The following is a 14,350-nucleotide window of genomic DNA, read 5'->3' on the forward strand; positions in this document are numbered from 1 at the left end:
CCCTTGCCGCAGCCTAGAATACGGCATAATCCTTTTCAATTTTACGCACAGCATAGTTTGCCAGCAGGACAAGAATCAAACCGACAACCGATTGATACAATCCTGTAGCTGTACTCATTCCCGTATCACCCATAATGGTCAAGCCGCGGTATACAAACGTGTCGATGACATTGGTGACCGGATACAGCGCACCAGAGTCCCGCGGAACCTGATAGAACAGTCCAAAGTCGGAACGGAAGATCCCGCCGATCGCCAGAATGGTGAGGATGATCATTAGCGGTCTGAGCAGTGGCAGCGTTATATACCGGATCTGTTTCCACTTCGTAGCACCGTCGATCATCGCTGCCTCATAATAAGAACGATCGATACCTGCAATTGCCGCCAGATATACTACACTGCCATAACCTGCACCTTTCCACAGGCCGAGCAGAATGAGAAAATACGGCCAATACCCTGTCTCACTGTACCAACTAACCGGATCTCCACCAAAATAGGTAATGATCTGGTTGAACACACCCTTTTCCACACTCAGAAACGAGAAGACGAAATAACTGATAATAACCCAAGACAGGAAATAAGGCATAAACATCGCGGTCTGGTAAATCTTCGCCAGCCGTTTGTTCAACAGTTCGTTCATGATGATCGCAAGCGTCACCGCGAGCACCAACCCGAGAAAGATCAGCCCCAAGTTATACAGAATCGTATTACGTGTGATGATATAGGCGTCACTGGTGGAGAACAGAAACTCAAAGTTCTTGAACCCAACCCATTCGCTTTTTAGAACGCTTTCAAGAAATCCGCCCGGATGTATCCGGAAGTCCTTAAAAGCAATAATCGTTCCGAACATTGGCAAATAGGCAAAAATGATAAACCAAGCTGCTCCCGGCAGTACCAGCAGAAGAAACGCCTTGTTCTTCATCAGACTTTTGAAGATGCCCTGCACGGCTGTCCCTCCTTATAATCTCGTTCATTATCGCTTAGCTGCATCCAGCATTAATCCCCTATAATCAACACTGGATCTAAGCCCTTTTGGTGCTTTGGATTTCCTCGTTCACTCCTACCTCCATTATGCAAGCGCTACCAATTTGGAGATAGTTGAAAAACCCAATAAATTGATGGATTAATTAAAGATCGTGCTTTCATTGCATAACAAAAAAGACACCCCCACATGGGGAGTGTCTTCATTCAGCCGGAGCCCCCGGCTTATTTTTTCATGTAGATCGAGCGCAGCTCCGTAGGAGAAACGCCAGCATATTTCTTAAACTGTCTGTAAAAATATGTGGAGTCCCAATAGCCCACCTCGCCCGCTATTTCTGCTGTCTTTTTGTCCGAATATAACAGCAAATGAGTGGCACGCTCAATTCGGTACTGGTTCACATAATCAGAAAAGGTGGTACCAACCTCTTGCTGGAACAATTGGCCGAGGTAGTTCGGATGAAGCTCCAGCCTCTGACTGAGTGTCTTAAGTGAAAGCTCATCCTGATAGTGATTTTTCACCACCTCCAGCACAGCCATGATATGCGGGCTGTACGTTTTCTCGGCGGTATGATATGTATCCAGCGTGCGATGAACAACCTTTCTGACCAATTGTTTCAGTTTGTTGAGCGTATGAATTCTGGACAGGGGTCCGAAAATGTCTCCGTAGTCAGGCGTTTTCTCTAGTTCCTTGGCGGCCAGCATAAGCTGGATCGCAGAATTGAAGAACGGTGTTCTCGGGAGGCAGGGTTCCTTACCCTCAACAATGAAGAATTCGTCGATGAATCGATCCACTTCAGTACCTTCCCCATCCCGCAGCAGCTTGTGGAACTGCTCCATCGCTGGCCCAGGCTTCTCTTGATGCTGATTGCTAGCTTCTTCGTTCGCCACTTGCATGATGAAGGTATTACAATCCATAAACAAATGATTCTGAAGCCACAGCTTTACGGACTTGCAACTCTTTGGAAAACCCAGATAGGTCGACTCGGATTGACCGATGATCCCCCATACACGTGCACCTGTGTCCTCAGCAACCGCTTGCTTCATTTTGGTGAGTGCCTGAAGCTGCCATTCATCACTACCTTCCGTACCGGCTGAAACGAACAGCAGCATGATGTCTCCGTCCTGATCAGGAAAACAGATGATTCCGCAGCCATCCGGGAGGCCTTTGTTCCCGATCTGCTCACACTGCTCAGCAATTCCCGGCAGATACATCTGGGGATCATCCCCCTTGTCATCTCCTACAATCCTTAGAGAAGCCGCACAATATGTGGACTTGTTCATGGGAATCTCAAGCATCTGCGCACGCTCACGGAACTCTTTGGCGTCAATGGTTTCGTTCGCCCACCGCTGCAAAATATTGTTGCGCAGAATCCTCCAGCTCTGATCCATTTGAATCTGGCGCATCTCTTCGTGCTCCCAATCCCGCTGCATATGCTTGATGGTCGCTTCCAGTTCATCCATATTGACTGGCTTGAGCAGGTAGTTCTCAACCCCCAGTGAGATGCCCTCCCGCACATATTTGAATTCTTCGTAACCACTTAAAATAATGAATTTGGTATATGAATTGCGCGCTTTAGTCTCCCGGATCAGTTCAAGTCCGGTCATTTGCGGCATCATGATATCCGTAATAATCAGATCGACAGGAACCTCCTCCATCATTGCTAGCGCTTCCAACCCATTGCATGCCGTTCCGGCAATCTGCATGTTATTCTGATCCCAATCAATGATCGCTTGCATTCCTTTGACAATAAGCGGCTCATCATCGACCAACATTACACTTCTCATCCCGTTTCCTCCCTTGTAACTGGAATGCTGATGGTCACCTCACATCCTTCGCCTTCCGCACTGTTCAGGTGCAGACCATAATCACTGCCATAATTCAGACGTATGCGGTCGTGCACGTTCTTAAGACCCAAAGATCGGTCAGATGTCTCAGCAGCTTCATCGCCCTTATGCAACCCATGTTGCAGTTCAAGCAGTCTCTCCGCGGAAATCCCCTTTCCGTTATCCTTTACACGGATGTGAATCACGCCGTTCTCTTCTTCAGCTGTGATGGAGATCCGGTTATCATCATCATTCGTACGAAAACCATGCACAATGTAATTCTCAATAATCGGCTGGACCAGCAACTTGACGACCATGCTTCCCGCAGCTGCATTCTCGATATGCGTCTCCACGTGCAGCTTGTCCTCATACCGATATTGGACCAAAGCCAGATACATGCCGCACAGCTCTATTTCCTCCGCCAAGGTTACATGAGTCTGCTTTTTGATCAAATGACGGAACATCGTGGCGAGAATATAAATCATCTGCCCAACATCCCTAGCTCCCAAACTGATGGCTTTCATGCGGATACTTTCCAACGTATTGTACAGAAAATGGGGATTGATCTGGGCTTGCAAAGCGACAAGCTGCGCGTTCTTTTGTTTGATCTCCGACACATATACCGTTTCTATGTAAGACTCCAGCCGATCACACATATGATTAAATCTCTGCGAAATCTGCTGCAGCTCATCTTCCCCCTCCATCTCGATACGTTTACTCAGATCACCCTCCTGCCAGCGCCGCATGTAAAGCACGAGTCTGTGAATTTTTTTGGAATAACGGCGGATGATGGTGAACGTCACCGCAATGCTAATCATGATGCACAGAATCACAATCCCAATGAGGCTGAAACGAATCGCCTGAAGGCTCTGTTTGATTTGCGACTCCGGAATAATAGAAGCCACGACCATTCCCGTATTCCCGATATTCAGCAGCTGCACCTTGGAGCGCTCCTCCAGATCCACCCAATCCTCCGGTAAATTCATCTTCCCCCAGTACGGGTAGACGGTGTTGTCATACTTGCCCTTTGAATCGAAAATCACCTGACCTTCCCCTGTCATCAACATGATCCGACTGTTCTTGCCGCCCGGTCTGTCTCGAAGCAGCCCTTTGATGCGGTCTGTATTCAGCTCAAACATAATTGCACCGTACTGCTTCAATGTCACGGAGTCTTTGAGCACATTCGCGTAGCTGTACGGGGTAGGCTCATCAGCCATTTTCCCTTCGAAAAGCGGTTCGCTGCCCATGTACTGCCAAGGTGCACTCCTCAGCCGCTGGAACCAGTCCTGATGCCCTGCAGAAAGCTTGGGATGATAGTAAAAGTGCTGGGTCTCCCGATTAAGAACATAGAAAAAATCCTGATCCGTGCTGTATAACACGACATTTGCAATCGAGGCCTCATCCTTTAACAGCAGACGTAATTGATAATCGAAGTTCCCTCGCTCTGTACGGTAGCTGTAAGCATATTGATTCAGACGCCAATTGAGAAAATCCTCGTATTCATGAGTCAAAAAATATTTCAGATCATCGCCGATCATGGCGTCGGTATAAATCTGCTGCACGGCATTATACAGGCGTTCGTACTGCTGATTCAGGTTGATACTGACAATATCCAGCTCCTGCAAACTGGCATCCATTTGTTCCTGTACCACTCGCTGTTCATAGTAGCGGTAGGCCAACACCGAGATGCTGATGAACAACAGGACCATCACCATGGAATAAAACAGTAGGATTTTGTTGAACATTTTTTTCTTCAAGTAGTTCTTATAGATGGTTCGTATCCTGGACATTCGCGCCTGAGCACCTCCTCCAGACCAATTTCCAACTCAGTGTATCACCGTTTGGTTAAATTCGACAATCACCTGCACATAGAACCAGTAATCCATATTTTGATTTGTCAAAATCGAATGGAAGCGCTATAATGGGCGCATTCCCCTATAATAGTTATGTAATACATAATCGCTTTGGATGCTCTCTATATATGAATCACTCCCCGATAAAATGAACTGGGGGTTTTTAACGATGTTTCTTACTGAAAACAAACTACAAGCACGTATTCATGAATTATCCGAGCTCCGTTACCGGGATCGTTTGCCTTTAAATCATTTTCTTGCCTGCGAAGACCGCAGGCAAGAGATCAACCCGGTCCTGCCGGGAGACGATGGCCATTGGAAGCCTATGTATACAGGAGAAAGTTGGTCCGGTCGAGATCTCTATTTGTGGCTGCGTACAAAAGTCGAGTTCCCTGCCTCCTGGGAAGATAAACGGATTGTCGGACTGTTTGATTTCGGCGATACCGGGGGTGGTAACAATTCCGGCTTTGAATCACTGTTCTACTGGGATGGAAAGCCGTTTCAAGGCGTAGATTCCAACCACAAGGAAGTGTTCTTTCCAGCCTCTGCCGCAGGCAGCACCAACGAGTTGGTCTTCCGCTTATGGTCCGGTCTGGAAGGTGGCGGTCAGCCCCGCAACCAGACGCATACGTTCAGACAAGCAGAACTGTGTTGGCTGGATGAAGCTGTTGATGATCTTGTATTTACAGGGTCAGCAATTCTGGAAACGGTCAACATTCTGGATGCCCATGCACCTGAACGCACAAAGCTGCTTCATGCACTCCAGCAGTCCTTCCGCCTGATTGATTGGTCGCAGCCTAAGTCCGATGTCTTCTATACCTCTGTGCATGAGGCAAGGGATGACCTGAGCGCCCGATTGAGTGCGATGGACAAAGCCTCTGATGTGACCGTCACTTGTATCGGCCATACTCATATTGACGTTGCCTGGCTGTGGCGGTTGAAGCATACGCGCGAGAAATGCGCCCGTTCCTTCTCTACGGTCATGCGCCTGATGGAGATGTTCCCGGAGTATGTTTTCCTTCAGACACAGCCCCAATTGTACGAATATGTGAAAGAGGACTACCCGGAACTGTACGAATCCATCAAGGAGCGTGTCGCTGAAGGACGCTGGGAAGCGGGCGGCGGCATGTGGCTGGAGGCTGACTGTAACCTGACCTCGGGCGAATCCCTGGTCCGACAATTGCTGATTGGCACTCGTTTTCTCAAAGAAGAATTCGGGACGGATTGCCGATATCTATGGTTGCCCGATGTATTCGGCTACAGCTGGTCTCTGCCGCAAATTCTGAAAAAATCCGGCATTCATACGTTCATGACGACCAAAATCAGCTGGAACCAATACAACCGCATGCCATTCGATACATTCCACTGGCGCGGAATTGACGGCTCAGAGGTGCTGACCCACTTTATTACTACACCCGAGCCTTGGTCCGAGCCGGGGTCTTGGTTCTATACCTATAACGGAAAAATCATTCCGAAGACGGTCAAGGGCATCTGGGATGCCTACCGCGATAAGGAGATGAACCAGGATCTGCTGCTGTCGTACGGATACGGAGACGGCGGAGGCGGAGTTAACCGCGAAATGCTGGAGATGAGACGGCGGCTGGATCAACTGCCCGGATTGCCCAAGGTCAAGACAGGACGCGCAGATGATTATTTTGAAAAGCTGCAGGAGACGGTCGAGAAAACCGATTCGTACATCCATACATGGGATGGTGAACTGTATCTGGAGTATCACCGCGGAACGTATACCAGTCAGGCGTACAACAAACGGATGAACCGCAAGCTTGAGCTGGCTTACCGCGAAGCGGAGTGGCTGAATGCATTGCAAAGTATTGTGCACAATGACTGGAATCTGTATCAAGCGAAGTCCCTGACTGCGGGTTGGAAAATCATTTTGCGCAACCAGTTCCATGACATCATTCCCGGTTCCTCCATCACAGAGGTGTATGAGGATAGCAGAATTGAATATGCAGAAGCTGAGCTGATTGGCAATCACGTGGACACGCAGGCTCGGATGGCAATTGCTGGCAGCGGAGAATCTCCGTGTACGTACACCATTTGGAACTCCTCCCCATGGGTCGTTACAGAAATCGTGAGCATTCCTGCGGCATCAGGCGAATTGGAAATGGGAACTTGGTTGAGCGATTCCGGTGAGATTCTGAACGCTCAATACCAGGATGCACGTTGGTCCGTCGAGGTAAAGGATATTCCTTCGCTGGGGTATACCACAATTCACTTCCAGAGCAATACGGTAAACGATATCCCTGAGCAATCTCCATTCATCCACACAGCTAATGGAATCGAGACACCATTCTATCTGCTCGAGTGGAATGAGAATGGGCAGTTGACCCGCCTTTACGATAAAGAGTCACATCGTGAGGTGCTTGCCAAAGGCGCTAGAGGCAATGTGCTTCAGGTGTTCGAGGACAAACCACTTGCCCACGAGGCCTGGGATATTGATATCTTCTATCAGGAAGATATGCGAGAGATTACGAAATGCACCAGCATTGAAGTCGTAGAGACGGGGCCACTTCAGTCCGTGATCCGCTTCGCTTGGGAATACCTCGGCTCCACGATTACGCAGAACATGACTGTATATACCGGGCAGCGACGAATCGATTACGCCACTGAGGTGGATTGGCATGAACAGCAGCAACTGCTGAAAGTTGCCTTCCCAGTCGGCATCCGCTCTACGGAAGCCACCTACGATATTCAGTTCGGTAACGTTAAACGGCCGACGCACTGGAACACAAGTTGGGACTGGGCGCGTTTCGAATCTGTTGGCCATCAATGGGCTGATCTGTCCGATAGAGGTTATGGCGTCAGTTTGCTGAATGATTCCAAGTACGGTTATGACATTAAAGACAACGTCATGCGGCTGACCCTGATCAAGAGCGCTACGCACCCTGATCCACATGCCGATCAGGGACTGCACAGCTTCACCTATGCTCTTCTTCCGCATCAGGGAGATTGGCTCGTTGGCGGAACCGTGCAGCAGGCCTGGCTTCTGAATGCTCCAGCTCGATATACACAAGGGGTATCAGAGCAGCCAAGTCGATCCATGCTCACCTTGTCCGGCAGCACAGCCATGATCTCGGCAGTTAAGAAGGCGGAGGATTCCAATCGTGTCATCGTACGCGTTCATGATTATTCAGGCAGCATGAATACGCTTGAACTGACAAGCGATCTACGGATTCACGCGTGGAGAGAATGCAATCTTATGGAAGTACCGGATGGTGAACTCCTGCATGATACGCCGGTAACTTTTACACTTGAGCCGTATGAAATCAAGACGTTTGAGATTGATCTGAGAGTTTAATCGTATAACTGCAACAGCTTAACGAAAGAAACCAGCAAGTCCCCGATGATGGGCGACTTGCTGGTTTCTTCGTGCTGTCGTTATTCGGCCGTTATTCAGGCAGCAACTGTTCGCAACCTGTGCTTCTTAATGACGTATTATAGAACTAAATGGAAAGGATGGCGTTTATATGGGAGAGTCACTCAAAAAAATGAAGTCCCCCACCTTCATTTTCTTTTCATGCGTTCTGGTCCTGTCCGTAATCATCGCGATCCTGTCCAGACCTTATTTCACAGAGCCGATTTTCCATGTTGAGAACAACAAGTACACATTCGATAGTGAACAAGGTAATCTAATGACTTATCGCAGCGGAACGGCAGATCCTATTCAAGTACGCCTTGATCATCAGGAACGGACTGTTTACATCAATCATCAGCAATATCTCATCAAGAAAATTGATTCTGCGTTCAGTACAACGTATAAGTTGATATATCCTAACGGGAACAAATATGAAGTCCAAGATCATTCCGGACAATTAATAAGTTTTGATGCAAAAGGCAATAGCGTTTCCGAGGTCTTCTTGTACGTTGGCAGTCAAAGAGTACTTCAGGAGGGGGAAGAACAATTCTCTCCTGCAACGCTTGTAACAGCCGCTTACCCAGAATATCATTACACTCGTGGTGCTCCAGGTTATCTGTTTCTCGCATTAGCCGCAGTGATTTTCGGATGGTGCAGCTTCCGTTATCAAAAATTTCAAGACTTCCTTTTCTACCTCTCACTTCGTTCGTTCTGGGCGAACGATGTCGAGCCTAGCGACTTTGATTACTTTTTGAGCAAGGTATGCGGGATTGTCGTTATGATAGGGGCTGTCTGGATCGCTTTTAAAGCATTCTGAACTGGAAGCAAGTTCGATGTGCGATAATTGATTTATTTTACCGTCTCCAATGTATATCGATTGCGTGGAATCTCAAGCCCCAGATTACCGCGCAGTGTCTCATGCTCATACTCGGTACGGAACAGGCCTCGCTCTTGTAAGACAGGTACGACCAGGTCCACGAAGTCCGCGAGTCCGTTCGGCACAACTGTGCGAATATTGAAACCGTCCGCAGCTTCACCTTCGAACCACTCCTGAATCTGATCAGCGATCTGATCCGGTGTACCGATAAAAGAAGTGCGAGGCGTCGATGCAAGCAATGCCACTTGGCGGAGGGTCAGTCCCTGTTCTCGTGCCTGCTGCTTGATCTTGTCTGTTGTACTGCGGAAGCTATTACTTCCCAAATCACCAATCTCGGGGAAGGGCTCATCCAATGGGAATTGGGCGAAGTCATAATGATCGAAGTATCGGCCCAAATAGTTCAGTGCATGGTCAATATCGACCAACTCCGCGATCTCCTGGTACTTGCGCTCCGCTTCTTCCTCCGTTCTGCCCACAATGGGACCGATGCCAGGGAAGATCAGAATATCTTCTGCCTTACGACCATAAGCCACCGCTCTTGCCTTCACATCCGAATAGAACTCCTGAGCTTCCTCCAACGTCTCGTGCCCCGTGTATATAGCATCGGCCGATCGGGCCGCCAGATCCTTGCCGGATTCGGAAGAACCTGCCTGGAAAACGACCGGATGTCCTTGCTTCGAGCGCGCCACATTGAGTGGCCCCTGAACGGAGAAGTAATCTCCCTTGTGGTTCAGCGTATGCAGTTTGGATGGGTCGAAGAAAACACCGTTCTCTTTATCCCCGATAAACGCGTCATCCTCCCAGGAATCCCACAGGCCTTTAACCACATTCAGATGTTCTTCTGCAATTTCGTAGCGCAGTGCGTGGTTTGGATGTTCACCTTTGCCAAAATTCAGAGCCGAGCCTTCCAGTGGTGAAGTGACAACGTTCCATCCGGCTCTTCCTCCACTGATATGGTCCAGGGAGGCAAATTGTCTTGCCACTGTGAATGGTTCACTATATGAGGTGGACAACGTCGCAACCAGCCCGATGTGTGAGGTTGCTCCTGCGAGAACGGAGAGCAGGGTTAACGGTTCAAAACGATTCAGGAAATGCGGGTTGGATTTCTCGTTAATAAAGAGGCCGTCGGCAATAAAGAGAAGATCGAATTTCCCTTCCTCCGCCTTAATCGCCTGTTTCTTGTAGAAATCCAGATTTACGCTGGCATTGATCGGAATATCCGGGTGTCGCCAAAAAGAGATGCTATTTCCCACTCCATTCAAGTTTGCTCCCAATCTCAATCGTCGTTGTGACATATTAATTCCTCCCTATGTTGTAGTGATGACCATTTAATTCAGTCCAAGTACCTTTTTTTCTCTGAGGATCATTTCATCATTTCTTTATGCTGTTTCCGCCTGCTTCTGCTGCTGCCATGCCCAATCCCGGTTTATTAGCCTCGTTCCTTTCGCTTAACCGGACTGTCCAGGCTGCTCCCAGAAGGACAATGCCCGTTAGGAGAAAAATAAAAGGAATCCCCGTCCATCCGCCCAGAAAACCTCCGAGTAACGGGCCGAGTACAATACCGAATTGATTTGCAGTCTGACTCAGACTGACAGCCCTTCCCCGGAAATCACGGTCAGCATATTTGATGATTAACGCATTCAAGGCCGGATACACGGCAGCAAAGAACAGACCGTAGACAAATCGCAAACTTCCAAAATAAATGAGGTTATACGCCGTCAGTTGCAGTAAACTACCAATGCCGCCGCCCAGCAGGCCGATAAACAGCGTTTTCTCGTATCCGATTTCCCCACCAATCCGTCCCCAGCGCGGCCCCATTATTACCGTTGCCACGCCGATGGCTGAGAAGACGATTCCTGCACTAAGTGTTGCACTACTAACGTCTCCACCAATCTGGACCACATAAAGCGTCAATACAGGTTCAATAATGAGCACGGAAGTTGAAACGAGTAAAATCAAACCATAGATCCGCATTAATCCCGGAGTGGAGGCAGCTTTTTTCAGATCACCCAGAATACTTGTGCGAACCACAGTGCGGGGGCCGCGGGCTTCTTTTACCCATATCACCATCACAGCCGAGAGCAGCGTAATGATTCCCGAGGCGATAAAGCATCCTCGCAGCCCGATCCAATGGCTTAGTACTCCACCCACAAGCGGTCCCAGAATGCCTCCGGCAGCCGTGGATGTAGAGATGACACCAAGCGCATAACCTACATGCTTCTCCGGTGTATTGGTGCCGACCAATGTAATAGATGCAGGATTGAAACCAGCCATGAGTCCTTGAAATATCCGCACAGCGATAAACGTGTAAGGGTCATAAACGAAATAGTTAGCCAGATGAGCAATGGCGAGGCCAACGCCCGAACGAATCAGCATCAGTTTGCTTCCATATCTGTCAGCCAGCGAGCCCCAGAAAGGAGCACATAGTCCGCTGATCAGAAAGCTGATCGAGATCGAAATGCCGGACCAGACTTCCAATCCGCTCTGAATACCGAGATCATTTTGCAGAAACAGCGGAAAGAACGGAACAGACAAGGTGTAAGCCATATGATTGAAAAATAGGCCAAACCACAGAATATACAGATTTCGCTTCCAATGCGGCATCTTGGTATTCTCCATACTATATAATTCCTATATAAAAAGTAGGTTATTATCCATATTAGGATACCGTCACTGGAAAGTATAATAGAAAAGTTCAATAGACCCATTCAAGAATTAAATGAATGGGTCTGTTAGATGCTACTATTTTGACCGTAACAATTAGTGCACTTGAACGGACATGAACACATCCACCTCATCTTCACTGTCCAAAACAAACCCAAAGCGCTCATACAAACGCCGAGCCGGACTGCCCTGCAATACATTTAAAGTAACACGTTTGCCCCGGACCTCATCCCGTTTCAGCAGCATATTCAGCACTTGAGTTCCTATTTGTTGACCCTGATAATCGGGATGAATATAGAAATGCTCAAGTAGCATCTCCTCTGACTTGGGCTTCATCGCTACACACCCCACCAGTGCACCCTCGACCTCAATAATCCACGTGTGGACAGGGTCAAATGTACTACGGAAACGTTCACGAACCTTCACATCGTCATACCTTCCCAGCCTGTTTAGATCATCATATAGAACCAAAGCTCGCAACTCAGCAAGGTGCTCCTGATCTGCCTGCTTGGATTGACGCATGGTGATTTGGATCATTGGAAAGACTCCTTTTTCTTCGATTATTTTATTCTGTATTCTAGCTATTCAGATTGTCTATATTGGATTCGGTGGATCATTGGTCTATGGGGATTTAATAAATTCATTCGACCCCAATTATACAGGAAAAAGCAAGCTATTTTTATGTTCTGAGCGTTTTCCAAGGCGAAAAACCTGACAACCTATGTTGACAATATATGCAAACCACTTTAATATACCTAGTATTCTTATCAGCTTTTAATAGTTTCTCGCATTCTACATCGAATGTGTGCATTTCTGCGCGAGTATTAATTGAACAGCAGTAGATTAAATGGGAAGAGTGCTTAGAGAAACAGAACAGGAGATTTGCATCATGTATATTGTTAAACGCTTTTTCACCATGCTTTTGACGCTCTGGATCATTGTGACGCTGACCTTTCTAATCATGCACATGATCCCTGGAGACCCTTTTTCCAACGATTCCAAAACGATACCTGAAGCTGTCCTGCAAAATATGCGTGCAAGATACCATCTGGATGAACCGCTTGCTGTCCAGTATGCACTGTATTTGAAAAATTTGCTGGTGCTGGATCTGGGACCCTCCATCCAGTCCAAAACGACCGATGTCAACACATTGATCGCACGAGGGTTTCCGCCCTCCGCCCTTCTTGGCATCCAGTCCATTATCATTGCACTGATTGCAGGCATTGCACTGGGCACGATTGCCGCCCTGTTCCACAAAAGGCCGCTGGACTACATATCCATGTTCATTGCCATCATCGGGATATCCGTCCCGAGCTTCATTCTTGCACCGCTGCTCATTAAATATGCGGCTGTCCAATGGAGGCTCTTCCCCGTTGCATCCTGGGGAACCTGGCAGCATACGATACTGCCCTCGCTGGCTTTGTCGGTAACACCACTGGCTGTCATCGCTCGCTTCATGCGGACCAGCATGCTGGATGTGCTGCAGCAGGAATACATAAGAACAGCAGAAGCCAAAGGATTATCTACCTGGTCAGTCGTCATCCGGCACGGAATGCGAAACGCGCTCATTCCGGTATTATCTTTTATCGGGCCGCTCTTCGCCTCCGTAATCACCGGCACCTTCGTAATTGAGAAGATATTTGCCATTCCGGGAATCGGCAAATATTTCGTGGACAGCATCTTCAACCGTGATTACCCGGTCATCATGGGAACGACGATCTTTTACAGTGTCATTCTGGTCGTAACCCTCTTCCTGATCGACCTTTCGTACCGGATCGTCGATCCGAGAATCAAGCTTTCCAGCAAAGGAGATTAGCATGAAAGCTACAACTACAGACCCCATTACATCGGACCCTCGCTTCACACCGGCAGATCGAAGCCGATTGAGTGCGAACCGCATATCCAGCCCGGGTCTTCCCTTATGGAAGCAACGTACATACAGTATTTTTCGTCATCGATTATCCTTGCTTGGTTTGTTATTGCTCGTTGTCATTATTGCGCTGGCTCTGGTAGGTCCGTTACTGGTTCCCTACTCGCAAAGCTCACAGTCCCTGCTCAAGACCAATTTTCCACCCTCCGCTGATCACTGGTTTGGCACGGATGATCTCGGACGGGATATGTGGGCCCGTACCTGGTCAGGAGCTCGTATATCCCTGCTGATTGGCTTTACAGCCGCAGCCATAGACCTCGTGCTTGGCGTCCTGATTGGCGGAATCGCCGGTTACTGCGCCGGACAGGGACGGACAGGAGATCGAATCGACAGCCTTTTGATGCGAATCATTGAAATTTTGTACAGTATCCCGTATTTGCTGGTTATCATCCTACTTCTTGTCGTTATGAAACCGGGATTGTTAACGATGATTATTGCCCTGTCCATTACTGGTTGGGTTGGGATGGCCCGCGTCGTCCGAGGTCAGATCCTGCAATTGAAACAACAGGAATACGTGCTTGCAGCGCAGAAGCTCGGCACATCCCATGCCAAGATCATTTTCAGGCACCTGCTGCCCAACGCGGCTGGAATCATTATCGTCAACCTGACCTTCACGATTCCATCGGCTATTTTCTCCGAATCCTTTCTGAGCTTTTTAGGACTCGGTATCCAGTCACCCATCGCTAGCTTGGGGACGATGGCCAACGATTCGCTTGGGGTCATTCTGAGTGGACAATGGTGGAGACTGTTATTTCCCGGTCTAATGATCTCGCTCACCATGTTTGCATTTAACGCTTTCGGTGATGGGCTGCAGGATGCTTTTGATCCGCGCTCCAACCGTTAAGGAG

10 protein-coding genes are annotated in these 14,350 nt (G+C 48.4%); 4 read left to right on the forward strand and 6 right to left on the reverse strand.

Translation table 11 applies throughout. The annotated features are described in order from the left end of the window. Window positions 1-13: 13 nt before the first annotated feature. The 3 genes from BUA17_RS19515 to BUA17_RS19525 form a co-directional block, all read right to left on the reverse strand. Window positions 14-943, reverse strand: coding sequence for an ABC transporter permease (locus BUA17_RS19515; protein WP_063565309.1), 930 nt, complete (start codon window positions 941-943; stop codon window positions 14-16). A 260-nt stretch (window positions 944-1,203) separates the two neighbouring features. Then, on the reverse strand, window positions 1,204-2,763 hold the full coding sequence (locus BUA17_RS19520) for a response regulator transcription factor (RefSeq protein ID WP_072734673.1): 1,560 nt from the start codon (window positions 2,761-2,763) through the stop codon (window positions 1,204-1,206). Beyond that, window positions 2,760-4,592: a cache domain-containing sensor histidine kinase gene (locus tag BUA17_RS19525; RefSeq protein WP_063565307.1), complete on the reverse strand. Its 1,833-nt coding sequence runs from the start codon at window positions 4,590-4,592 to the stop codon at window positions 2,760-2,762. The genes BUA17_RS19520 and BUA17_RS19525 overlap by 4 nt, the downstream gene beginning before the upstream one ends. Window positions 4,593-4,824: 232 nt before the next feature. On the opposite strand from BUA17_RS19525, the gene BUA17_RS19530 reads away from it, so the two are divergent. Then, window positions 4,825-7,974 carry an alpha-mannosidase gene (locus BUA17_RS19530; protein ID WP_072734674.1) on the forward strand — a complete coding sequence of 1,050 codons (3,150 nt, stop codon included), beginning with the start codon at window positions 4,825-4,827 and terminating at the stop codon, window positions 7,972-7,974. 169 nt (window positions 7,975-8,143) lie between these two features. Then, window positions 8,144-8,848, forward strand: coding sequence for a DUF6199 family natural product biosynthesis protein (locus BUA17_RS19535; RefSeq protein WP_072734675.1), 705 nt, complete (start codon window positions 8,144-8,146; stop codon window positions 8,846-8,848). Window positions 8,849-8,880: 32 nt separating this feature from the next. On the opposite strand, the gene BUA17_RS19540 is transcribed toward BUA17_RS19535, so the two are convergent. The 3 genes from BUA17_RS19540 to BUA17_RS19550 all read right to left on the reverse strand — a co-directional run bounded on the left by BUA17_RS19540 (window position 8,881) and on the right by BUA17_RS19550 (window position 12,109). After that, complete coding sequence (locus tag BUA17_RS19540; RefSeq protein ID WP_072734676.1) at window positions 8,881-10,203, reverse strand: LLM class flavin-dependent oxidoreductase; 1,323 nt, start codon at window positions 10,201-10,203, stop codon at window positions 8,881-8,883. 76 nt (window positions 10,204-10,279) lie between these two features. Next, on the reverse strand, window positions 10,280-11,527 hold the full coding sequence (locus BUA17_RS19545; RefSeq protein ID WP_072734677.1) for an MFS transporter: 1,248 nt from the start codon (window positions 11,525-11,527) through the stop codon (window positions 10,280-10,282). Window positions 11,528-11,668: 141 nt separating this feature from the next. Continuing rightward, the gene (locus tag BUA17_RS19550; RefSeq protein WP_072734678.1) at window positions 11,669-12,109 is read right to left on the reverse strand and encodes a GNAT family N-acetyltransferase; all 441 of its coding nucleotides are present in this window, start codon (window positions 12,107-12,109) and stop codon (window positions 11,669-11,671) included. 352 nt (window positions 12,110-12,461) lie between these two features. On the opposite strand from BUA17_RS19550, the gene BUA17_RS19555 reads away from it, so the two are divergent. After that, window positions 12,462-13,388: an ABC transporter permease gene (locus BUA17_RS19555; RefSeq protein WP_072734679.1), complete on the forward strand. Its 927-nt coding sequence runs from the start codon at window positions 12,462-12,464 to the stop codon at window positions 13,386-13,388. A gap of 1 nt (window position 13,389) precedes the next feature. Then, complete coding sequence (locus BUA17_RS19560) at window positions 13,390-14,346, forward strand: ABC transporter permease (protein WP_072734680.1); 957 nt, start codon at window positions 13,390-13,392, stop codon at window positions 14,344-14,346. Window positions 14,347-14,350 lie beyond the last annotated feature (4 nt).

Origin of the sequence: Paenibacillus sp. ov031 (genome assembly GCF_900143165.1) — a bacterium.
GTDB lineage: Bacteria > Bacillota > Bacilli > Paenibacillales > Paenibacillaceae > Paenibacillus > Paenibacillus marchantiae.